The sequence below is a fragment of the Mycobacterium hainanense genome, from assembly GCF_041890355.1.
In the GTDB taxonomy this organism is placed as follows: Bacteria; Actinomycetota; Actinomycetes; order Mycobacteriales; family Mycobacteriaceae; genus Mycobacterium; species Mycobacterium hainanense.
In genome coordinates this window covers 1-23,685 of the sequence record NZ_CP169059.1, presented here as the reverse complement: position 1 = coordinate 23,685, position 23,685 = coordinate 1, and the positions used below count along the sequence as shown (strand labels likewise).

Below are 23,685 nucleotides of genomic sequence, written 5' to 3'. Positions count from 1 at the left end.
CCACGGGGCCGCGATGAAACTTCCGCACATACTGCGGGACGAGGCCGAGCGCGCGGCGGCCGCGGCGCGTTACCGCCTGGACGGCAACCCTTTCCGATTCCTGTGCGAGACGCACCGGGAGCTTCCGGCGCACCCTCCGCCCGGCCGTCGTATCCTTGCGCTGTTTGCCCACTTCGACCCCCAGGGCGTTGTGGATCCATACGTCGCCTATTACGTGAAGGCGTTACACGACCAGGGCGCGGCCATCGTGTTCGTCTCCGGCTCGCCAACGCTCACACCGGAGTCGGTGGCCTCCATTCGTCCCTTGTGTGCGGGCATCTACACCCGCCGGACACTTTCTTACGACTTCGGATCGTGGCACCTGGCGTGGCGCATCCTCACGGGCCGCGGGTGGTCGCTCGATCAGTTCGACCGGTTTCTGGTCGCCAACGACAGCGTGTTCGGTCCCCTGTTTCCCCTGGAAGACATGTGGGGGTCGTTCCAGGGCGCCGACATGTACGGCGCGGTCGAGAACACCCAGCTGATTCCCCACCTCCAATCTTTCTTTCTCGCTTGGGATCTCAACTCGCGGACCCGCGCGTTCCTCGAAGATTTCTGGAACCGTTTTCAGTATGTCGTCCACAAGGGCACGGTCATCTGGCGGTACGAGGTCGGGATATCTGCGCGCGCTCGCAAGGCGGGGCTCAGCCTCAACCCCTTCGTCTCGGCCGCCGCGATCGACCGCGCCTATGGCCGCTCATCCACCCCTCCGTGGGCCAGTAAACGGTCCGGCCGCAACAACGGCACCCTGTACTTTTGGGATGGCCTCATCAGGGACTTCCGCTTTCCGTTCCTCAAGACGAACCTGGCGCGCTACGACATGCCGTGGCAAGCGTCCATGGCGGACCTGCGCGACGTTATCGAGCAACACACCGACTATCCCTTCCAGCTCATCCAATCGAACGTGGACCGGCTCGGCCGGAGAGCGCCCTCCCTGGTTAGTGGCTATGCCCGGCCGGTCGCCGCGTGGACTTACGCCGGGGGCTTCGGATCATCGCGGCGGAGGCTGCCCGGTTCGACATGATCGACGGTGGCGGCTCAGAGGCTGCTGAAACCCGCGGCCAAGAGCATCGTCCCGGCGAGGGCGGGAGCGGCGATCAGCAGGCGCCGACGGTGCGCGGCGGACCACCTTTGCAGCTGGGCCATCGCGCGCGCGGTCTGCGCCGGCGCGACAAGGTAGCTGACGAGGGGGACCTCGATGAGAGCGAGCACCACGACGGTGAAGATCACGACCGCGCCGAGTTGAGCGCCGATGGCTGCCTTCGAGGAGACGATGATGATGAGCACCACGAGATAATCGGCGAGTGGCATGGTCGTCACCAATCCGACCCCGAACGCCACCCACGGGTTTCCGCCTTGCAACGCGCGCCGAATCCGGGCCGTGAGCCTGGCGGGCGCGGTCGGTCGGGACGGTGGCATGGCCGGGGACGACGGTGCGCCGCGGTACGCCCACACTGCTGTGGCGATCACAAGCGCAAGCGCGCCGATCGCGATTTGGAAGTAGGCGCCAGTGAAGCGCATGACCGTGGTCCTCGCATCTTCCATAACCGTCGGCGGCGATTCCCGCAGGAGCACAAAGGCGCCGGCGGCTGGGGCTAATCCCGCTGTCAGCCCGCCCCACCAGTAGGCAAGGAGGTTGTGCCGGGGCCGTGGACGTGACATCAAGATCCCGCCGATTACCAGACGCGTCGGGTCGAGCGACAGCCAAACGGCGATCGGCAGCACCGTTCCCCACATCATGCGGCGCGCTCCCCGCTGGCGATCGCCTCTAGGAGGTCGGCTGCCGCGCTGACGCTTTCGGCGGGCTTGGTCATTCGGCCGGCGAATTCGCGGGCGCGGCCGGCGTACTGCGGCGTAAGGATTTCGCGGAGACGCCTGACGAGGGATTCGGCGGTAGTGCCCACCAGGCGCTGGCCCCGACCGACTCGCATCCGGGTGACCTGCGCGGCCCAGAGCGGCTGCTCGGCCACGTCCCAGAGGATGAGCATGGGGATCCCGGCCCGCAGAGCGGCGGCCGTGGTGCCCCCGCCGCCGTGGTGAACGATCGCGCGGCAGAGGGGCAGGGTGACCGTGTAATTCAGCGGGCCCACCAGCTTTATGTCGTCGGAGCGCGGAGTGCAGGGTGGGCTGCCTGCGCCCGAATAGACCAAGGCGCGTTCGCCGAGTTCGGCGCAGGCCGCGGCGATCATGGCGACCGTGTCGGCGGCCGATCGGACCGGTGTGCTGCCAAACCCGAAGTAGAGGGGAGGCGTTCCCGCGGTGGCCCAGGAAGCCACCTCACCGTCCTCATGCGTCGGTAAATCCATCGTCAGGGCGCCGACGAACGGGCGCCGGCCGTTCCACTCCTTCGCCAGGCCAGGAAAACACGCCTCGTCGTAGGCCTGGATTTCGAGCGATCCGCGCTGCGCCATCCGGTGCGCCGCAGGGGCGGAGGCCCGCGGGAGGCCCAGTTGACGGCGTTGCGCGTCGTCGACCTCCCTGGTGATGCGCGAGTACACCCACCACGCCGTCCTCAGCGCAGACCGGACCAGGGGGGCCGGCGATGGTATCGACGGAAGGCCCAGCTGGCCATTGACGCAGATCGGCATGTGGTGCAGTGCCGCCACTGGAATGTCGTAGTACTCCGCCACGTTGGCGACGACCCCGTGGTACGTCTGGCCGGTTATTAACAGATCGGCCCCGTCCGCCACCGAAGTCAGCGTCGTGCTCATCTGCGCCCAACCCTCGATGAAGAGCTCCTTGCCCGCGCGCACCAGGTTGATCGGGTTCCGCGGCTTGAATGCGTGATGATGGAGATCGGCGAGCGCGTTGACCTGCTCCTGCGAATCCGGCCCGTACGCGACAGCGGCAAGCCCGGCCGACTCCGCGAAGCCAATCAAGTTGGGCGGCACCGCCAGACGCACTTCGTGTCCTCGGCGCATCAGCTCAAGGCCGACAGCGGCGCAGGGCTCGACATCACCGCGAGTTCCATGGGCCGCCAAAACGATTTTCATCGCTGCCACCGGCCCGTCAGTCGTCGTCCGCGTAGGCAAGATCCGTGACTTCGGTCCGCGCCGCACTTGGACCGCGGCCCTCCAACACGCGGTTGAATACCGCTGTCAAGGCGCTCAGAAACCGGGTCACGGAGTCCCTGGCCACCGGATTGTTCGGGAAATTCACCCATATCGAGACCTCGTCGAACAGGCGGATCACCGAGATATACAGGTGAGCGGGATCCCTTGGATCGCAGTAGATTTTGACGTTCGCGCTCTTCATGTGTGAAGCGACGGTGGCAGAGAAAGGCGGGAGGCCGGCGTCCATGTAGTTGACCATGGTGCAATTCGGTCCCCACGCCCTGAGCCAAGGCGCCAACTTCAGCACATCGTTGAACGACACATTGGCGAGCTCAAGATTCGAGTCGAAGGACGCCTGCGCGGCGCGCGCGGTCTCTGCAAAAGATGCCGGATCGACGGGGACGGTGAAGGGGACCACACCGGTGAACCAGCCCATCGTCGAGAATTCCGCCAGGGTCCTGCGTTTGTCGATCGGCGCTAGCCCGTAATACGTTGTCGCGCCCGTCAACTCGTATTGTGCGAGAGCAACACAGGCGAACAGTCCGCCGCTGATACGCGCGGCCGCGCGGATGCAGAGGGATTCGAACGCGGCGGTCTGTTCCTGGTCCATCAGCCGCTGCACCACCAGGTCTCCGCCGGACGGCACCGACAAGTCGCCCAGCGGCAGGGGGAAATCCGGCAGCGTTCCGTCGTTCCGTTCGGCGAATTCGATCCACTTCCGCACCTCGGGGGAGGATGCCGTCAGGCCGGCCAGGTGTTGCTTTTCTCGCACGCAGAAATCGTCGTGGCTGGCAGGAGGGGGCGAAGCGCCGAGCGCGCCCCCGGTAATCAGGACGCGGTAATTCATCACGATCTCCGTGTACAGCCCCGAGATGATCGTGGGGTCGCAGTGCAGGTGATCGATGATCGCGAAGAACGTGAAGCGGTCCGCGCGCTGAATGACGCCGAACCTGAAGCAGTCCCATTGCACCGGATCGGGGGTGGACAGCACGAACTCACGCCACTCGGTCGGTGTCATCGCGTCACGCCGGATCGGAACGAATTCGATGTCGGCGGGATCTTCGATGGTATGGCGCACAATGCGTTCCGCGCCTTCGTATGCGAACCAACTGTGATACGTCTTGTGTCGGCGCAGGTGTGCGTTGATGACGTAGCTCATAGCACGAACGTCGCACCGGCCGGGTTCGTCACCGCACCCGATGACCAGCCGGGCGTAGTCGAGGCCCCTGGCGGCGTAACGGGAAAAGCCGCGCAGGTGGGCTTCCTGCATGGCGCTCAGCGGCACATCGCTTATCGGCGCGCGCCGGGCATTGTCGAGTGAGGCGGGTGACGCTTCCCAGGACACGATTCGACCCGACCCCGGTGCCCAGTCGTTGACCGTTCCCACGAACAGCCCTTGCGCCGGCCCCGCACCTACGAACACCCTTCCCCCTTGAGTCCGGTTGTGCCAGTACCGAGGTCGGCGGTGGCAGCGAGGGTTTCACACAGTAGCTCGGCCAGACCCCGAATGGTGGTGATGTCGTTGGTAGTGACGCGTACCCCTGTTTCCGCTTCGATGCGGGTGCGCAGCTCGAGGTTGCCCATCGAGTCGAGGCCATACTCCGAAAGGGGGTGATCCGGGTCGATCGTGCGCCGCAGAATCAGGCTGACCGCGTCGGAGACCATGCGACGCAGCCTCACGGACCAGTCCTCCCGCGGCAGCACCTTCAACTCGGCCAGCAATTGGCTTGCGTCGGAAGTGCTTTGGCTCCTGGAGCGGAACAATTCGGCGAACCTGCTGCGTTGCGCGTACGCGGCGAACCATGGGGTGCCGGTCAGGTCTGCGTACCCGGCGTATGGGCGCTCGTGCCCCAGGAGTGCCTGAAACGCGTAGGCGCCCTCGTCGGCGGTGAAAGCGGTGTCGCGCCAGTGGGCGATCGCGGTGCCTTCGCCATCCTGCCCGAGAGCCAGGTCTTCACCGGTCGCCGACCTGAGTTCGGCGGCGCGGCCGACCTCGGCCCATAACGCCCACCCGATCGCCGTGGCGGGAAGGCCCCGGGCTCGGCGCCACCGCGCGAACGCGTCCAGCCAGCTGTTTGCCGCGGCGTACGCCGATTGGCCAGGCGAGCCCACAAGAGCCACCGCCGAGGAGAACAGGCAGAACCAGTCCAGGGGGACAGCGGCCGTCGCCTGGTGCAAGTTCCACGCCCCGAACACCTTCGGCGCCCAGTTGCGGTCGACGAGCTCGTCGCTCGTGGTCGCGAGCATCGCGTTTTCGAAGACTGCGGCGGCGTGCAACACCCCTCGCAATGGCAGGCCCGTGGCAGTCGCCGCGGCCACCAACCGCGTCGCCGTGCCGGATTCGGCGATGTCGCCGCATTCCACCTCGATGTCGGTGCCCATCGCCCGGATGAGTTCGATCGTCTCCAACGCCTTGGCATTCGGCTGCGATCGGGAGCTCAGGACGATGCGGCCACAGCCGGCCGCGGCCATTTTTTCGGTAAGGAAGAGCCCGATGCCACCCAGGCCGCCGGTGATGATGTAGGAGCCGTCGTTGCGGAAGGTCGGGCTCTGGTCGGGTGGTACCACGACGTTGCTGTGGCCGGTCTGCGGCACATCGAGCAGGACCCTGCCGGTGTGCTCGGCCTCGCTCTTCGCGCCGAGAGCCGCGGCGGCATCACGGAGCGCGAAGTGAGAGGTGTCCGGTACCGGCAACTCGCCCGCTGCGACGAGGCGGTACACCGTGCTCAGCAGCGCGCCGACCCGCTTCGGGTGGCTCTGGGACATCAGCGCCAGATCGACCCAGTGGAACGTGAGGTTGCGATGAAATGGAGGGAGCTCCAGCCGGGTGTTCGCTGAGACATCCCGCTTGCCGATTTCCACAAATCGTCCGCCGGCGGCCAACACCTCCAAGCCGGCGCGTTGCGCCGCCCCCGATAGCGAGTTGAGCACAATGTCCACACCGTATCCACCGGTGTCGTGGCGGATCTGCTCCGCAAACTCGATGCGACGCGAGTCATAGACATGGTCGATCCCCATGTCGCGCAACAGCTCACGCCGCCGCTCGCTACCGGCCGTGGCGAAGACTTCGGCTCCCACAGCGCGAGCGATCGCGATCGCCGCCTGCCCCACGCCGCCCGCCGCGGAGTGGATCAACACCCGGTCGCCGTTGGCGATCCTGGCCTGATCGTGTAGCGCGTACCAGGCGATGGCGTGCGGGGTGGTCACCGCGGCCGCCTGGTCATCGGTGAGTTCGGCCGGCAGCGTCGCGGCCAGCCGGGCGTCACAGGTGACATAAGTTGCCCAGCAACCGGTTGCGGAGAACCCGCCGACATGGTCGCCGACCCGATGGGTGGCGACGTCGGGGCCGACAGCGGTGACGATGCCGGCGAAGTCCACCCCCAACTGCAGTGCATCGCCGTCGCCACCGGTGAGCTGGCCGGCGGCGCTCAGGACGTCGGAGAAGTTGACGCTGGACGCGGTGACCGCGACCTCGATCTGCCCCGGCCCCGGCGGAATTCGTTGAAACGCAGCCAATTCCAGTGTTTCCAGATCGCCAGGCGTGCGGATCTGCATGCGCATCCTGTCGCGGGGATGATCCGCCACCGCCGTTCTCCGGTCCTCGGGCCGCAGCGGCACGGGGGTCACGCGCGCGGTGTGCCACTGGCCGTTTCGCCAAGCCGTCTCGTCCTCGTCGGACGGACCCAGCAGTTGCCTGGCCAGTTGCTCGGCGTCCGTGTCCTCGTCCATGTCGATCAGGGTGGCGCGCAGATACGGATATTCGGTGCTGATCGCTCGCACCAGGCCACGGAGCCCGGCCTGTTCCAGGTTGTTCACATCCCCGGGCGCAACGGCCTGGGCATTGCGCGTCACGACGAAGAGACGCGGCGGTTCTTGGTCGAATTCCGTGATCTTGCGGGCAATTCGCGTCAGATGACGCACATAGTCCCCGCCGCGCAGGGCGCACTGTTCATCGGGGTTGCCGTTTCTCGGGCCGGTGAGGACGACCACGCCGCCGACCTCCCGAGCGCCAAGATGCGCGCCCAGCAGGTCCGCGTTGGCCCGGTGATCGCCGTGCTGCGGCCAGGTCATGGTGGCGCAGTGGGTTCCCTCGGATTTCAACGCATCGGCCAGGCTGGTCGCCATCACGTCCGCGGTCGCGGAAGTGCTGATGAGCAAGCGTGATTCCCGCTCGATGTGCTCCACGTCGGGCAGCGTTCGCTGCGTCCACTCGATGGTCAGCAGTCGCTCGTTCAGCACGCGATCGCGATGGGCTCCCTCGCCGGCCCCTGTGCTGACTTGCAGTCCGCTCACGGCCAGCAGCACTGTCCCGTGTTCGTCAAGCACCTCGAGGTCGGCCTCTATCCCGGCCCCGTCGGCGGTGGACACCTTCGTGTAGCAGTAGCGCGCGCCGCGGGTCGGGGCGTAGAGCCGGATACCGCGCACGCGAAGCGGCAACAGCAGACCGGCGCTGCCCGCCACTCGGGCCGCGGGGTGCGCTGCAACCGCCTGAAAGCAGGCGTCGAGCAAGGCCGGGTGCACGCCGTAAGCGCTGTGTTGCGAGCGGATGGCGCCGGGCAGCGCGACCTCCGCCAGCACCGTGCCGCTCCTCTCGTCCCCGATGTGCGCGGCGGCGAGTCCGGCGAAGGCCGCGCCGTACTGCAACCCGTGGTCGTCGAATTGCTTCCGCAACTCGGCCCCATCCAGCCGGCATGAGTGGGTCGCGAGCAGCGCCGCGACGTCGTACGCCGGTGGGCGGTCCTCCCGTCCCGCCGCCCGCAGCACCGCCGTCGCCCGCCGAGTCGGCGTGCTCTCCTGAAAGCTCTGCACGACGAAGTCGGCGACGCCGGGCGCGGTCATCGAGGCATCCGCGCAGACCGGGGTCTCGTCGCCCAGGAGCAGCGTCGCCTCGAAAGTGATGTCGTGGACCTTGGACTTCTCGCCGAACATCGTGCGAGCGGCGGCCAGTGCCATTTCGCAGTACGCCGCCCCCGGAAGAACGGCCACGTTGTGTATGCGGTGGTCGCCCAGCCACGGCTGCGCCTCGGTTCCGACCTCGCCTTGCCAGACGTGGCGCTCGGGTTCCTCGGCCAGTCGAACGTGCGGTCCCATCAGTGGGTGCACAGGGACGGTCCACGCGCCGCGTGCCCGCGAATCCTGACCGCCGCGGTTCAGCAGTAGTGGGCGGTGGCTCCATGCCGGGAGCGGAACGTCCACCAGTTGGCCCTCCGGGTAGAGCACGGAGAAGTCGACGGCCGCGCCGGCGCTGTGCAGGTCCGCCAGGAAAGCCCGCAGCCCGTGGGGAAGCTCCTGCTCGCGGCGCATGGCGGCGAGGGCGGCCAGCGGCATACCGAGGCTGCTCGCGGTCTGTTCGACCGCATGAGTGAGTAGCGGATGTGGGGCCAACTCCGCGAACACCCGGTAGCCGTCCTCCAACGCCGCCTGCACGGCGGCGGCGAAGCGCACCATGTGGCGCAGATTGTCCGCCCAGTACCAGGCGTCACACACGGGCTGCTCGCGCGGGTCGAAGGCGGTCGCGGAGTAGAAGGGCACGGCGGGTGTCCTGGGATCGAGCTCCGCAAGGACGTCGGACAGCTCGTCGAGGATCGGATCGACCTGGGGGGAGTGCGAGGCCACGTCGACGGCGATCTCGCGCGCCGGGACCTCGCGTTGCTCCCACGCGGTAACCAGATCTCGCACGGTCTGCGCGACGCCGCCGACTACCGTGGACTGTGGCGAGGCCACCACTGCCAGCACGACGTCGTCGACGCCGCGAGCCATCAGTTCCAAAAGGACTTGCTCGGCCGGCAGTTCCACCGACGCCATCGCGCCGGAACCGGCGATTGTCGCCATCAGCCGCGAGCGGCGGCAGATCACGCGTACGCCGTCCTCCAGTGCCAACGCCCCGGCCACAACCGCGGCCGCGGCCTCGCCCATCGAATGGCCGATCACGGCCCCGGGTCGCGCCCCGTAGGCCCTCATCGTGGCCGCCAGCGCGACCTGCATCGTGAACAGGGCGGGCTGGATCCGGTCGATCCCGGTAACGGTTGTGGGTGCCGAAATCGCTTGAGTGACAGAAAATCCCGACTCCCGCGCCACCAGCGGCTCCACCGCGGCGACCGTCGCGGCGAATACCGGTTCGGTCACGAGCAGCTCGGCGCCCATCGACGCCCACTGCGACCCCTGGCCGGAGAACACCCAGACCGGTCCTCGGTCGTCCTGCCCAACCGCCGGCTGGTAGGGGAAGTCACCGGCGGCGACCCCCCGCAGGCCCTCGGTCAGCTCGGCGAGCGTGCCGGCGATGACCGAGGTGCGCACCGTCCGATGCGCCCTGCGCCGGGCAAGTGTGTACGCGACGTCCGACGCGGCGAGCCCCGGCGCGTGCTTGTCGACCCAGTCCGCGAGCCGCCCCGCGGTGTGCCGCAGCGCGCCGGCCGACGTGGCGGACAGCGGGAAAACCAGCGGGCGATCGATCGCCGGGGTGGTCGGCGCGGCACCCGGTGCGACCGGTGCTTGCTCCACGATCGCGTGCACGTTGGTGCCCGAGAACCCGTACGACGACACCGCCGCTCGCCGTGGTCCGTGCTGACCGTTGCCGGGCCACGGTGTATTCGATTGCGGCACAAACAGCTTGGTTTCGATTCGGGCCATTTCGTCGGGCAGCTGGGTGAAGTGCAGATTGCGCGGGATCACGCCGTGCTGCAGCGCCAGCACGGCCTTCATCAACCCCAGGGCCCCGGCTGCCGACTGGGTATGCCCGAAGTTCGTCTTGACCGACGCAAGTGCGCACGGCCCGTCGACGCCGTACACCTCCGCCAAGCTGGCGTATTCGACGGGATCACCCACCGGGGTCCCGGGACCGTGTGCTTCCACCATCCCGACGGTGGGGGCGTCCACACCCGCCGCCGCCAACGCCGCCCGGTACGCCTCGACCTGCGCGGCCCGTGAAGGCGTCACGATGTTCACCGTGTGGCCGTCCTGGTTCGCGGCCGTTCCGCGGAGCACGGCCCGTATTCGGTCGCCGGCGCGCACAGCATCCGGCAACCGCTTGAGCAACAGCACGACGGAGCCCTCGCCGGCCACGAATCCGTCGGCGGCGATGTCGAACGCCCGGCAGCGTCCCGTCGCGGACAGCATCCCGATGGCGGAACCCGAACAGGATTTGCGCGGTTCGAACGACACCGAGGCGCCGCCCGCCAGCGCAATGTCGCTTTCGCCGTCATGCAAGCTGCGACACGCCATATGCACCGCTGCAAGCCCAGACGAGCAGGCAGTATCCACCGTGATCGCTGGACCGCGCAGCCCCATCGTGTACGCAACGCGCCCGGAGCCCATGGCGAAGCTGTTGCCCAGGTAGCCGTACGCGCCCTCCAGGGCGTTGGCCTCGGCGTGGACGAATTGGTAGTCGTCGTGCATCAGACCCATGAAGACGCCGGTGCGCGAGCCGGCCAGCGTCTCCGGAGCCAGGCCGCCGTGCTCCATTGCCTCCCACGACGTTTCCAACAGCAGTCGGTGTTGCGGGTCCATCGCGGTCGCTTCGGTATCGGTGATGCCGAAGAACTCGGGGTCGAAGCCGGCCACGTCGTCCAGGAACGCGCCCCATTTGCACACGGAGCGACCGGGGACCCCCGGTTGGGGATCGTAGAACTCGTCGGCGTCCCATCGGTCAGGTGGAATTTCGGTGACGAGGTCGTCGCCGCGCAGCAACGCCTCCCACAACTGGTCCGGAGATTCGATGCCGCCGGGCAGGCGGCAAGCCATGCCGATGACCGCGACGGGGGTGACTACGGGGTGCGAAGACATGGCCCGTCCTCTGCCCGCACACCATTGCGTATTGGCCCGAACAAAACCGTTTCCTCCTCAGAGCAAAGGCGCAGTCATGCTGTCGGCTGCCTTGCCGCCGGGCTGTAACCTGCCGGTTGCCGGGCTGCCTACTGCGGCGTCGATATTGAGGGTGTGTGGTCGGACGGGGGCTTTTAGCAGGTCAGCCGCCTTGCGGCGGCTGAGGTTTGCTGGACCCGTGATCAGTGCTTACACACTAGCGGGATCGCTACCGATCCGGGACGCAAAACCGGCGCCGATTGGGACTGGTTCGTGAGTTACATCAGACGTGGGCTTGCCTGGCATCGGACGCACGTCGGCCCGCCGCGATTTGTGGAGCCTAGGGGAATCGAACCCCTGACACCCGCCTTGCAAAGGCGGTGCTCTACCAACTGAGCTAAGGCCCCTCGACGTGAACGGGTGGCTGTCCCGCGGGGTCAGCCACCGCCACGTGCCAGACCTCGACCCCGCGCCGCGACCACGCCACCGCCGCCACCACAGCGATCAGTGTGATTGGCAGGGCGAGTCTTACGCAACGTCTTGATGGGCACATGGTTGTGGGCCTAGGAGGACTCGAACCTCCGACCTCTTCGTTATCAGCGAAGCGCTCTAACCGCCTGAGCTATAGGCCCGTACACGCGTACGGCCGAGCGACGAGATTACCGCAATTGCCGCCCCACCCCCAAAAACGCTAGTCGCGGTCGGCCAACGTCACCTCGATGCCGCCGATCAGATCCGTGGTCAGGTTGTAGACGAACGCGGCGATGGTGGCCATCGCCGTCAACAACACGATGTTGACCAGGCCAATCAACACGGCACCGCCGAAGATGGTGCCGCTGGAGACCAGTTCGCCGCTGCTGCCGCTGGTGTTGTTCAGCAGGTCACCGACGTTGCTGTTCAGCTTCGACCACACGCCCATCCCGCCGAGGACGAGGTAGAGGAACGCGACGGCGATCATCCAGACGAAGAACAACGCGACCGCGAGCAGCAGCGAGACCTTCAGCGTGCTCCACGGATCGATCCGGCGGATCTGCATGCTGGCCCGCACCGGTCCGCGCGGTCGCCGTGACACCTGGGTCCGGCTCTCGCGGGTGTCGCGACCATCGCGCCCATCCCGGTTCTCCGCGGCCGACGACCGGCCGGATCCCGACAGGCTCGACGACTCCGGCGTGCGGTCGGGTGACGTCTTGCGCTGCGGTCCCCGCGGTACCGGGCCGGACAGGTCCGGCAACTCGCTGGCGTAAGCCTCCGCCGGCGGCCCGTCACCGCGCCCCTGCGGGGCGTCGCTGTCGTGCGACGGGGTCTTGGCCGGCGGTGGGGGAGCGGCGCCCGGCGCCGCGGTGCCGGAGATGAACCGGTTCAGCCGGGACTCGACACCCCCGGGCGGGCCTGACGGGCGGGCCTCGGTCGGGTGTTCGGTCTGCCGCTGCGGCGCCTGCGGGGGCCGGCCGCCGCCACGCTGCCACGGCGGTGCATCCCCGGCGTCCGGAGCGCGGCCGGGCGGCGTGGCGCGGTGGGCGCCGGTGCGCTCGGCCGAGCCATCCCCATTAAGGCCGTCGCCCTGTTTGGGGGCGCCCGGCTCGTTCGGTGAGGTCACCCCGACTCCTTAGCTCTCCTGCCACGGCCGCTGGGGCGTCGCATTTGTCTGGTCGGGCCGAGTCTAATTGCCCGGCCGTTCGACGAACCGTCCGCATTGTCAGCGACTAGCTGTCTGCGTCTGCGGCGCCTTCCGCTTCCTCGACGACTTCGTCGGCGTTCTCCTCGGCGTTGCGCGCGATGGCCAGCAGCGTGTTCTCCTCGCCCAGGTTCATCAGGCGCACACCCTTGGTCTGTCGTCCCGCCTTGCGGACCTGACGCGCCGCGGTGCGGATGACCCCGCCCCCGGACGTGATGGCGTAGAGCTCGCTGTCGTCGTCGACGATCAGCGCGCCCACCAACTTGCCGCGCCGCCGGTCGTACATCACCGTCAGCACACCCTTGCCGCCGCGGCCCTGCACCGGATACTCCTCGATCGCGGTGCGCTTGGCGTAACCGCCGGACGTCGCCACCAACAGGTACGTGCCCTCGCGAACCACGTTAAGCGACAACAGGTAATCGTCGGTGTTGAACCGCATGCCCTGAACGCCGGATGTGGCGCGGCCCATTGGGCGCAGCGCCTCGTCGGTCGCCGAGAACCGGATGGATTGGCCGTTGGCCGACACCAGCAGGAGGTCGTCGTCCGACGAGCACAGCACCGCGCCGACGAGCTCGTCGTTGTCCCGCAGGTTGATCGCGACGATGCCACCCGATCGGTTCGAGTCGAAGTCGGTCAGCTTGGTCTTCTTGACCAGGCCGTTGCGGGTTGCCAGCACCAGGTACGGGGCGTCCTCGTAACTGCGGATCTGGATGACCTGGGCGATGCGCTCCTCGGGCTGGAAGGCCAGCAGGTTCGCAACGTGCTGACCGCGCGCCGTCCGGGACGCCTCCGGCAGCTCGTAAGCCTTGGCGCGATAGACCCGGCCCTGCGTGGTGAAGAACAGGATCCAATCGTGCGTCGAGCTCACGAAGAAGTGCTTGACGATGTCGTCCTGCTTCAGGCCGGCGCCTTGCACACCCTTGCCGCCGCGCTTCTGGCTGCGGTACAGGTCGGTCTTGGTGCGCTTGGCGTAGCCGGTCTCGGTGATGGTGACGACGACGTCCTCGCGGGCGATCAGGTCCTCGTCGGCGACGTCACCGTCGGCGGCGATGATCCGGGTGCGGCGGTCGTCGCCATGCTTCTCGACGATCTCGGCGAGCTCGTCGCGGACGATGCCGCGCTGGCGCTCGGGCTTGGCCAGGATGTCTTCCAGGTCGGCGATCTCGGCCTCAATCTTGGCCAGGTCGTCGATGATGCGCTGACGTTCCAGGGCCGCCAGGCGACGCAACTGCATGTCCAGGATCGCCTGCGCCTGGATCTCGTCGATGTCGAGCAGCTCGATCAGGCCGGCCCGGGCGATGTCCACGGTTTCCGACGCCCGGATCAACGCGATGACCTCGTCCAGCGCATCGAGCGCTTTGACCAGGCCGCGCAGGATGTGGGCGCGTTCGTTGGCCTTGCGCAGTCGATAGGTGGTGCGCCGGACGATGACGTCGAGTTGGTGCGCCACATAGTGGCGGATCATCTGGTCGAGCCGCAGCGTGCGCGGCACCCCGTCGACGATGGCCAACATGTTGGCGCCGAAGCTGGTCTGCAGCTGAGTGTGCTTGTAGAGGTTGTTCAGCACCACCTTGGCCACCGCGTCGCGCTTGATCTCGACGACGATGCGCACCCCGACGCGGTCGCTGCCCTGGTCCTCGACGTTGGAGATGCCGGCCAGCCGACCGTCGCGAACCTGCTCGGCGATCGAGGTGATGAAGTTGTCGTGGTTGACCTGATACGGCAGCTCGGTGATCACCAAAGACGTTCGGCCCCTGGCCTCTTCGACCTCGACCACGCCGCGCATCCGGATCGACCCGCGGCCGGTCTTGTAGGCGTCGGCAATGCCCTGGCTGCCCACGATCAGGCCGGCGGTGGGGAAGTCGGGGCCCTTGACGCGCTCCATGACGGCGGCCAGGGTGGCTTCCTCGTCGGCCTCGTGGTTCTCCAGGCACCAGAACACGGCCTCGGCGAGCTCGCGCAAGTTGTGCGGCGGGATGTTGGTCGCCATGCCGACCGCGATGCCGCCGGAGCCGTTGGCCAGCAAGTTGGGGAACCGGCTGGGCAGCACCGTCGGTTCCTGCACCCGGCCGTCGTAGTTGGGGATGAAATCGACTGTCTCCTCGTCGATTTCACGCAGCATCTCCATCGCCAGCGGCGTCAGTCGCGCTTCGGTGTTGTGGCTGACGAAGCCGTTCGTGAGGAAGGCGTGGTCGTCGGTGTCGACGCGCAGGCTGTATACCGGTCGTACGCCGGCCTCACTCACTGAGGCCACGCGCGCGTAGTAGAACCGGCCGTCCGTCAGATCGGTTGCGATGGCCCGAACGTCGGGATCGGCGATACGCGAGAGGATTTCATTTGCGCCAGTCCGCCAGCGCTGGATGCGGTCCACGTTGTGGCGATTCAGCCAATCCTTGTCGACCCACCGGCTACCGCAGTGCTTGCGAATGAATGTCGCGAGTCCTGGGACGTGGTCATCGTCCCAGCCGGCGCATACCGGCATCGCGGCAAGAATTCCCGTCAGCTTGGCTTGCTTGGCCCCACCGAAACCGATCTGCGATGCAAACATTTCGGCTTGGGCGCGGTTGGTGATGACGACCTTGTGCTCTCCGACAGCAAACCGATAGCGCTTCGAGACGACTCCGAACTCCAGCAGCATCTGCTGCACATCGACCGCCAGTCTCTCGCTGCGCGTCGAGTAGGAGATTTGAATCGTGTTGCGCGGCAATGCGGAACATGATCCATCCCCCTCGAAAAGGGCTTGCAGAAACGCCCGCTTGACCGCCGCCGGAGACTGCCACAGCCAGTCCGGGATCACCTTGGCCGCCGACCGTTGTCCGCACAGGTCCGCGAGCCGCGTCTTCTTCAGCTCCGTCAGGTTTTGAATGTCGAGCTCGTGCAACATCGAGCCGGAAGCGATCGTCCGCGACGATATGTAGCGCCGTCCTCCGACAACCGCGTCGTAGGCGGCGACGACGATGTTGAAGTAGTCCCGGTCGCAGTTGTTGAATCCGGCCCGCGCCTCGGAGACGAAGCCCTCACTGATGAACGCACCCAGCAGGAGAGCTTCCATCACGTCGTGCCAGTCGGCGGGGCCGAATTCGACCGGGGGAGTCCGCTGCAACACGACATGGTCGTCGGCGCGGATTTCTTCGATCAGCTTCCACAACAGCGTGGGCACACCGCCGACGTCGACGAGGCACAGTAACGGGTGGTTCGACGTGCCGGTGACCTCATAGCCCTCGGCCGTGCGGACCGTGTACGTCTGATGCTCGCCCGAATGGAACAGCCGATCGGCCAGCACAGGGTTGCCATGCCGATCGAGGACCTTCAGCTCGACCCTGTTGTCCGAGTTGGCCCGGGCGGCCGGGACGACATCACCGATCCGTACGGATTGCCCAAAGGGCAATCGCACCAGTGCGTCACCCGTTAGGCAGTACCTCATGGCCGCCGGCGGATCGTTGCCCGGCGAACCGAAGTTGCCCTGCCCGTCGACCAGCGGATACCGCAGCGACCACGGCTGCGCCATGCGCACCAACGTGTCGTAGATCGAAGCATCGCCGTGCGGGTGGTAGTTACCCATCGTCTCGGCGACCGAGCGCGCCGACTTGGCGTGGCTGCGGTCCGGGCGGAACCCGGAGTCATACATCGCATAGAGCACGCGGCGGTGCACCGGCTTGAGGCCGTCGCGCACCTCGGGCAGCGCGCGCCCGACGATCACGCTCATCGCGTAATCGATGTAGCTGCGCTGCATCTCCTGCTGAATGTCAACCGGTTCGATGCGGTCGCCGGCCTCGTCGCCGGGCGGCAGCGTGGTGTCAGTCATCTAATCCCCTTTGTGGGTTGGCGTGCCTGACGAGGACGTCAGACATCCAGGAAGCGAACGTCTTTGGCGTTGCGGGTGATGAAGCTGCGGCGGGCGTCGACGTCTTCGCCCATCAGGATGGAGAACAGCTCGTCGGCCGCGGCGGCGTCGTCGAGGGTGACCTGGCGCAGCACCCGCACCGAGGGGTCCATCGTGGTCTCCCACAGCTCTTTGGCGTCCATTTCACCCAGACCCTTGTAGCGCTGGATGCCGTCCTCTTTGTTGATCTTCTTGCCGGCCTTCAGCCCGGCCTCGAGCAGCCCGTCGCGTTCGCGGTCGGAGTAGGCGAACTCGGGGTCGCTGCGTTGCCACTTCAGTTTGTACAGCGGGGGCTGCGCCAGGAAGACGTGCCCGTTTTCGATCAGCGGACGCATGAACCGGAACAGCAGGGTCAGCAGCAGCGTGGAGATGTGCTGGCCGTCCACGTCGGCGTCGGCCATCAGCACGATTTTGTGGTAGCGCAGCTTGGCGATGTCGAACTCGTCGTGGATGCCGGTGCCCAGCGCGGTGATGATGGCCTGGACTTCGGTGTTCTTCAGCACGCGGTCGATGCGGGCTTTCTCGACGTTGATGATCTTGCCGCGCAACGGCAGGATGGCCTGGAACATCGAGTCGCGGCCGCTCTTGGCCGAGCCGCCTGCTGAATCGCCCTCGACCACATAGAGTTCCGATTTCCGTGGGTCGGTGGAGCGGCAGTCGGCCAGCTTGCCGGGCAGCCCGCCGAGGTCGGTGGCGCTCTTGCGCCGCACCAACTCCCGGGCCTTGCGCGCCGCGATCCGCGCCTGCGCCGACGAGACCGCCTTGTTTACAACGGTTTTCGCCTCGGAGGGGTTCGCCTCGAACCAGTGTGTCAGCTGTTCGTTGCACACCCTCTGCACGAACGACTTGACCTCGGTGTTGCCCAGCTTAGTCTTGGTCTGGCCCTCGAACTGGGGCTCGGCGACCTTGACGGAGATGACCGCCGCCAGGCCTTCCCGGATGTCGTCGCCGGTGAGGTTGGCGTCCTTTTCCTTGAGCAGCTTCTTGTCTTTAGCATACTTGTTCACTACCGAGGTCAGGGCGCTGCGGAAGCCCTCTTCGTGGGTGCCGCCCTCGTGGGTGTTGATGGTGTTGGCGAAGGTGTGTACCGACTCCGAGTAACCGCCGTTCCACTGCATGGCGATTTCGACCTCGTGGCCGGTGCCCTTTCCGTCGAAGTCGATGACGCTCTGCTGGATTGGGCTTTTGGTGCGGTTGATGTGCTTGACGAAGTCGACCAAGCCACCGGGGTAGTGGAACGTGCGGTGCTTGACCTTGTGCGGGGCAGCACTTTCCGCGGCCTTCTCCTCCGCGGACTTGGGCGCCTCGGCGGTGTCGCTGACCACTTCGTCGACGACCTCGTCCTGCTCCACCCGCTCGTCGGTCAGGTTGATGGTGAGGCCCTTATTCAAGAACGCCATCTCCTGCAGACGCCGGGCCACGGTTTCGAAGTCGTACTCGGTGGTTTCGAAGATTTCCGGATCGGCCCAGAACCTGATCGTGGTTCCGGTCTTTTTGGTCGCCTCGCCCTGCTTCAGGGTGCCGGGCACGGCTCGGTCGTAGTACTGAAACCACTCGTGCCCGTCGCGCTTGATGGTGACTTCCAGCCGGGTGGACAGCGCGTTGACCACCGACACACCGACGCCGTGCAACCCACCACTGACGGTGTAGCCACTGTTCTCGCCGCCGAACTTGCCGCCGGCGTGCAGCTGCGTCATCACGACGTCGACGGTGGGGGCGCCGGTCGCGTGCATGGCCACTGGGATGCCGCGCCCGTCGTCGGCGACCTCCACGCTGCCGTCGTCGAGCAACCGCACATCGACCCTGGTGGCGTAACCGGCCATCGCCTCATCCACCGAGTTGTCCACCACCTCCCAGATGAGGTGGTGTAGACCGCGCTCACCCGTGGACCCGATGTACATGCCGGGGCGTTTGCGGACCGCCTCCAGCCCCTCGAGTACGGTGATCGCTGACGCGCCGTATTCGTCTTGCGCCTTCTTCTTCTGGGCAGCCACGGTCGGAATGCTCTCCTTGGGGTTTCCTGCGGGCGGTTCCAGTCACCGCATCAGCCGCATACAGCCAGTCTACCGTGATGAGCCGTCCGCACCGATTCTCTGGGCGCGTTTCTACCTGGCTAACCGCGCCGTGCGGGCGATTTCTCTATTCCCGCCGCGTCCCGACGTGCATCAAGGCGCTTCGCGTCGTCCTAGCGGCTTTGAGCGGCCTGTGGATGAATCCGTATCCGGGGCTCTTTCGCCGCCTATCCGCGGGGCTAGCCGTAGGTGTCCCGCGGGCCCCTTCCCGCGATGTGGCGCGGCCCCTTGCGCCACGACGGCGCGACCGGCCCGGTGATTTTCAGCTGCGTCACCACACCGTTGCCGACAGCAGCGGCGATCTTGGCCAACAGTTGCGACTGGATCATCCGCAACTGCGTGGCCCAGGCGGTGGATTCGGCGGCCACGCTGAGGACCCCGTCGCTCAACGCGGTCGGCGTCGCGTGGTCGGCGATCTGGTGGCCGACCACGGATGCCCAGTTTCCGAGCACGGTGCCTTCGGCCACCTGCGCCGACCAGCCGCGCTTCCTGGCCAAGTCCCGCGCGAGCCGGCCCAGGGGTTGGGGATCGCGGGCGTCGGGTCCGGGCCCCGACCAGCTTCGGCGCTGGCCCGCGACACGGCGGTTCGGCGGTGGGGCCGCGCGGCCCCGTCCGGCATCTTTGCCTTGCGCACGGGCCGCTGCGCGCGCTTCCTCGAGGGTGCGCCTGACCAAGTCGATGCCACGCAGCACACCCGGGTCGCCGGCCGTGGCATCGTGCTGGTCGTCGCTGTCCGTCATGACCTCACCACCGAGACCCGCCCGAGGTCGTCGTCGCGCAGATCGATCGGTATCTGCCTGGCCGCCCAGTCCGCGGGAATGTCCTCGACCACCGCGGCGGTGACCAATACCTGCTCCGCCGATTCGGCCACCGTCGCCAACGCCCTGCGACGGGCCACGTCCAATTCGGCGAACACGTCATCGAGCAACAGCACGGGTTCACTGCCGTCGGCCCGCAACAATTCGTACGAAGCCAGCCGCAACGCGATCGCGAAGGACCATGATTCGCCATGGCTGGCAAAGCCTTTGGCGGGCTGGTCACCGAGCCACAGTTCGAGGTCGTCGCGATGCGGGCCCACCAGACACATGCCGCGCTCCAACTCGGCATCGCGGCGCTCGGCCAATGCCGCCAGCAACGCGGCCTCGAGGAAATCACGGTCGCCGGCCGCTCCGTCGGCCGCTGCGGGCGCGCCGAGGCTGGTGCGGTAGGCGATCGACGCGGGCCGCGAGGCGGGCGCCAGCAGCTGGTAGGCCTTCTCCACCTCGGGCGCCAACTGGTTCACCAGGTCGATCCGCGCGGCCATCAAGTCGGCGCCGTGTTGCGCCAGCCGGCTGTCCCACACGTCGAGGGTGTCCAGGGCGCCGCGGTCACCCCGGTGCCGACTTCCAGCGGCGGACTTCAACAGCGCCGTACGCTGGCGCAGCACCTTTTCGTAATCGGCCCGTACCCCGGCCACCGTCGGCCGCCGCACAATCGCCAGATCGTCGAGGTAGCGCCGCCGCTCCGCGGGGTCCCCCCGCACCAGGGCCAGGTCTTCGGGAGCAAAGAGCACGGCACGCAAAACCCCGATCACCTCCCGGGTGCTGCGCACCGGGGAACGATTCAGCCGCGCCTTATTTGCGCGCCCGGCCGCGATTTCGAGATCGATCGCGCATTCTCGACCCTCGTTGACGACGATGGTCGACACCACCGCGCGCTCGGCACCGGCCCTGATCAAGGGGGTATCGGTGCCCACCCGATGCGAGCCCAATGTTGTCGAAAACCACAGCGCCTCAACAAGATTCGTTTTTCCGAACCCGTTCGAACCGACAAACACCGTCCGGCCCGGCTCCAATTCGAGGTCGACGTGCGCCCAGGACCGGAAATCGCGCAGTCCCAAATGCCGGACGTACACCTATCCGGGCAACCGAACTGGCATCAGCAGATAGACGTAATCCGTCGGCAACGCCGCGAAGGGAGCATTGCCGGTGGGCGAACTGTCGTCAGCGGAGGCCGGGCGCAGCAATGCCGGCTTGCCCGGTGTGGTGAAACCGAATGACACCCGTTCGGAATGAACCGCGGCCAGCCCGTCGGTCAGATAGGTCGGGTTGAACGCGATCGTCAACGGCTCGCCCACGAAATCGACGGCAAGGTCCTCTTCGGCGCGTCCCACGTCATCGGCCCCTGCGGACAACCGCAGCGAGCCCTCGGAGAACTCCATCCGCACCTGCGCACCCCGATCGGCGACCAACGCCACCAGCTTGATCGCCTCGGTCAGCTCGGCGACATCGATGGTCGCCACCGCCGTGTGCTCGGCGGGCAACAGTTGACGGAATTTCGGGAACTCCGCGTCCAACAGCCGCGTCGTACTCCGCTTGCCGTTGCCGCTGATGCCGAGCAGCCCATCTTTGCCGACGCCGCTGCCCGCACCCAGCGACAACCGAACCTCTGAACCGTCGGCACCCGCCCGGGCCGCCTCGGCCAACGTCTTCGCCGGCACCAGCACCGCCGCTTCGATGTCCGGCGACGACGCCGACCACGTCAGCTCCCGCACCGCCAGGCGGAACCGGTCGGTGGCGGCCAAAACCACCGTGTTGCCCGAGATCTCGACCCGGATCCCCGTCAACATCGGCAACGTGTCATCCCGGCCGGCCGCGATCGCGACCTGGCTGATGGCCTCCGCGAAAAGATCTGCGGGCAACGTCCCGGTCTCTTCCGGCAGGCCCGGCAGCGTCGGGTAGTCCTCGACCGCCATGGTCGGCAACGAAAACCTGGCACTTCCGCAGTTCAGCGCGACCCGGTTGCCGTCGACGTAGAAGTCGACCGGCTTGTTGGGCAATGCCCGGGTGATGTCCGACAACAACCTTCCTGACACCAAAACGCTTCCCGGAGAAGCGATTTCGGCTGCAACCTGCGCTTCGGCGGAGACTTCGTAATCGAACCCGGAGATCGTCAGGCCCTCATCGGACCCGGATAACAACACTCCCGAGAGCACCGGCACCGCCGGCCGGGTCGGCAGGTTTTTCGCCACCCACGACACCGCGTCGGCGAAGGACTCCCGCACCAAACGAAACTTCAAGTCGCTGAGGCCAGCTCTTGTCATCGCCGCGTCCATAGCGTCCCTTCACCTACCGAGAGTTTCAAAAGTCCAGTAGCTAGCCGCGTCCGCTAGCACGGGCTCCGCTACGAACGCCACTGGCACGTCATGCCATCGACGACCGCAACGGCAGTCGAAGAACAACCGTAGATCGTCCGGGGCCATCTTGAAAGCTAATCGAGAACCCCGACAAGCCCGGCCACCGGCGGATCCGTGCGGGGTATTCGTCCGAGCCTCCCCAGCGCTGTATTTCAAAGAAGAAACGACGAAGAGATCTCAGTACTAGTAATAAGGGCTGTGCATTCTGGGGACAGCCGCGCTGCGACGCAGCTAGGGCGGCGATGGGCCTGTGGATTACGGGGTGAACAACTGTGAGTCCGGTGTTGGGCCCTTGGGGAGTGCTGGCGGTTGTGCACGCGGCGCCGCGTAGTCCACGGGTGTTTGATCGCGTTGTGCACAGTCCTGCGCACAACCCCTTGGTGTGGCGGGTGTGACAGACGTGCGAGAAGTTTTTTGGAAAAAATGTCGCGAGGGGTGCGCAGCGAAGGCTGGAGTCAGCGCTTGGAGCGCTGGCGGATGCGGGTCGTGAGCTCTTTGACGTGATCGAAGACCTCACGCCGCTCGGCCATTTCGGACAAGATCTTGCGCTGCGCGTACATGACAGTGGTGTGATCGCGGCCGAATGCCTGCCCGATCTTGGGCAGCGAGAGGTCGGTGAGCTCGCGGCATAGATACATCGCGATCTGGCGTGACTGCGCCAGTGCACGCGTTTTCCCGGGTCCGCGGAGTTCTTCCACCGTGGTGTCGAAGTACTCGGCCGTGGCGGCCATAATCGTCGCCGCGCTGATCTGCATCGTGCTGGCGTCGGCGATGAGGTCGCGCAGGACGATCTCGGCCAGCGCCTTGTCGATCGGGGTCTTGTTCAGCGAGGCGAACGCGGTGACCCGGATGAGGGCGCCCTCGAGTTCGCGGATGTTGCGTTCGATGCTGCTGGCGATGAGTTCGAGGACGTCGTCGGGAACCGCGAGCCGCTCCATTTGCGCCTTCTTGCGCAAGATGGCGATGCGGGTCTCGAGTTCGGGCGGCTGGACGTCGGTGATCAAGCCCCACTCGAACCGGGTCCGCAGGCGGTCTTCGAGGGTGGCCAGCTGCTTGGGTGGCCGGTCCGAGGAGATGACGATCTGCTTGTTGGCGTTGTGCAGCGTGTTGAAGGTGTGGAAGAACTCCTCCTGAATACCTTCCTTGCCCTCGATGAACTGGATGTCATCGACCAGCAGCACGTCGACGTCGCGGTAACTGCGCTTGAAGGCGACCTTGCGATCGTCGCGGAGCGAGTTGATGAAGTCGTTGGTGAACTCCTCGGTGGATACGTACTTCACCCGCATCCCCGGGAAGAGTCGCTGCGCGTAGTTCCCCGCGGCATGCAACAGGTGCGTCTTGCCCAGACCCGACTCACCCCAGATGAACAACGGGTTGTACGCCCGCGCCGGTGCTTCGGCGATCGCCAGGGCCGCTGCGTGGGCGAACCGATTGGACGCCCCGATGACGAACGTATCGAAGGTGTAGCGACGGTTCAGGCTCGTGCCACCGGCGACGGCCGGATCGGTGGGGTGCGGGCGCTCGGTGAAGTAGTTGGGCCAACTCTGCTGGGCACTGTCGGTGACTTCGCCGTTTTCGTCAGCCTCGTCGACATCGATGACGTCGTCGTCCGCGGCCGGTGCTTCGGGTTGGGCGTACGGTTCCGCTTGCGGAATAAGGGTTTCGCCGGTGTCGTCGTCGGGGGGCGCGATGCGCACTCCGAGCTGGATCTGTTGCCCGAGGCGCCGGCTGAGGGCGTCGGTGATTGGGGCGCGGAGGTGCCGTTCGATCTCGTTCTGGACGAAACTGCTGGGCACCGACAACAGGGCGAACCCCTCCACGATGGTCAGCGGCTGGACCAGATTCAGCCACGCCCGCTGTTGCGGGGTGAGAGGAGTGATGAGGGTGGTGCGGTTGGCGGCCACGCCGTCCGGGGTGGATTCCCCGTTGAGCTCCGAGACGACCGCGTTCCATACGGTCGTGAAACCTGAACCGGGGTCATCGGTCAA

At 66.7% G+C, this 23,685-nt stretch carries 12 protein-coding genes and 2 tRNA genes; 1 reads left to right on the top strand and 13 read right to left on the bottom strand.

The window, feature by feature from the left end; translation table 11 throughout:
• Positions 1-13: 13 nt before the first annotated feature.
• Positions 14-1,063, top strand: coding sequence for a rhamnan synthesis F family protein (locus tag ACEL92_RS00070; protein ID WP_374023657.1), 1,050 nt, complete (start codon positions 14-16; stop codon positions 1,061-1,063).
• A gap of 14 nt (positions 1,064-1,077) precedes the next feature.
• Here ACEL92_RS00070 and ACEL92_RS00065 read toward each other — a convergent pair whose 3' ends face one another.
• The 13 genes from ACEL92_RS00065 to dnaA all read right to left on the bottom strand — a co-directional run bounded on the left by ACEL92_RS00065 (position 1,078) and on the right by dnaA (position 23,685).
• Positions 1,078-1,764: a GAP family protein gene (locus tag ACEL92_RS00065; RefSeq protein ID WP_374023656.1), complete on the bottom strand. Its 687-nt coding sequence runs from the start codon at positions 1,762-1,764 to the stop codon at positions 1,078-1,080.
• An 11-nt stretch (positions 1,765-1,775) separates the two neighbouring features.
• Complete coding sequence (locus ACEL92_RS00060; RefSeq protein WP_374023655.1) at positions 1,776-3,032, bottom strand: glycosyltransferase; 1,257 nt, start codon at positions 3,030-3,032, stop codon at positions 1,776-1,778.
• A gap of 16 nt (positions 3,033-3,048) precedes the next feature.
• A complete protein-coding gene (locus tag ACEL92_RS00055) occupies positions 3,049-4,437 on the bottom strand; it encodes an acyltransferase (RefSeq protein WP_374023654.1) in 1,389 nt (462 codons plus the stop codon).
• Positions 4,438-4,505: 68 nt separating this feature from the next.
• Complete coding sequence (pks2, locus tag ACEL92_RS00050) at positions 4,506-10,874, bottom strand: sulfolipid-1 biosynthesis phthioceranic/hydroxyphthioceranic acid synthase (protein WP_374023653.1); 6,369 nt, start codon at positions 10,872-10,874, stop codon at positions 4,506-4,508.
• 352 nt (positions 10,875-11,226) lie between these two features.
• A tRNA-Ala gene (locus ACEL92_RS00045) sits at positions 11,227-11,299 on the bottom strand.
• Positions 11,300-11,450: 151 nt separating this feature from the next.
• Positions 11,451-11,524: transfer RNA gene (locus tag ACEL92_RS00040), tRNA-Ile, on the bottom strand.
• Positions 11,525-11,583: 59 nt separating this feature from the next.
• Entirely contained in the window at positions 11,584-12,489 is a 906-nt protein-coding gene (locus ACEL92_RS00035) for a DUF3566 domain-containing protein (RefSeq protein ID WP_374023652.1), read from the bottom strand.
• A gap of 106 nt (positions 12,490-12,595) precedes the next feature.
• Entirely contained in the window at positions 12,596-16,372 is a 3,777-nt protein-coding gene (gene gyrA / locus ACEL92_RS00030) for an intein-containing DNA gyrase subunit A (RefSeq protein WP_374023651.1), read from the bottom strand.
• 38 nt (positions 16,373-16,410) lie between these two features.
• Positions 16,411-18,444 (bottom strand): DNA topoisomerase (ATP-hydrolyzing) subunit B, encoded by a 2,034-nt coding sequence (gene gyrB / locus ACEL92_RS00025; protein ID WP_374023650.1) that lies wholly within the window; start codon positions 18,442-18,444, stop codon positions 16,411-16,413.
• 257 nt (positions 18,445-18,701) lie between these two features.
• The gene (locus ACEL92_RS00020) at positions 18,702-19,262 is read right to left on the bottom strand and encodes a DUF721 family protein (protein ID WP_374023649.1); all 561 of its coding nucleotides are present in this window, start codon (positions 19,260-19,262) and stop codon (positions 18,702-18,704) included.
• Positions 19,259-20,416 (bottom strand): DNA replication/repair protein RecF, encoded by a 1,158-nt coding sequence (recF, locus tag ACEL92_RS00015; RefSeq protein ID WP_374023648.1) that lies wholly within the window; start codon positions 20,414-20,416, stop codon positions 19,259-19,261. Before recF ends, ACEL92_RS00020 begins: the two co-directional genes overlap by 4 nt.
• Positions 20,417-21,616, bottom strand: coding sequence for a DNA polymerase III subunit beta (gene dnaN, locus ACEL92_RS00010; RefSeq protein WP_374023647.1), 1,200 nt, complete (start codon positions 21,614-21,616; stop codon positions 20,417-20,419). It abuts the gene before it with no gap.
• A 536-nt stretch (positions 21,617-22,152) separates the two neighbouring features.
• Positions 22,153-23,685, bottom strand: coding sequence for a chromosomal replication initiator protein DnaA (gene dnaA, locus ACEL92_RS00005; RefSeq protein WP_374023646.1), 1,533 nt, complete (start codon positions 23,683-23,685; stop codon positions 22,153-22,155).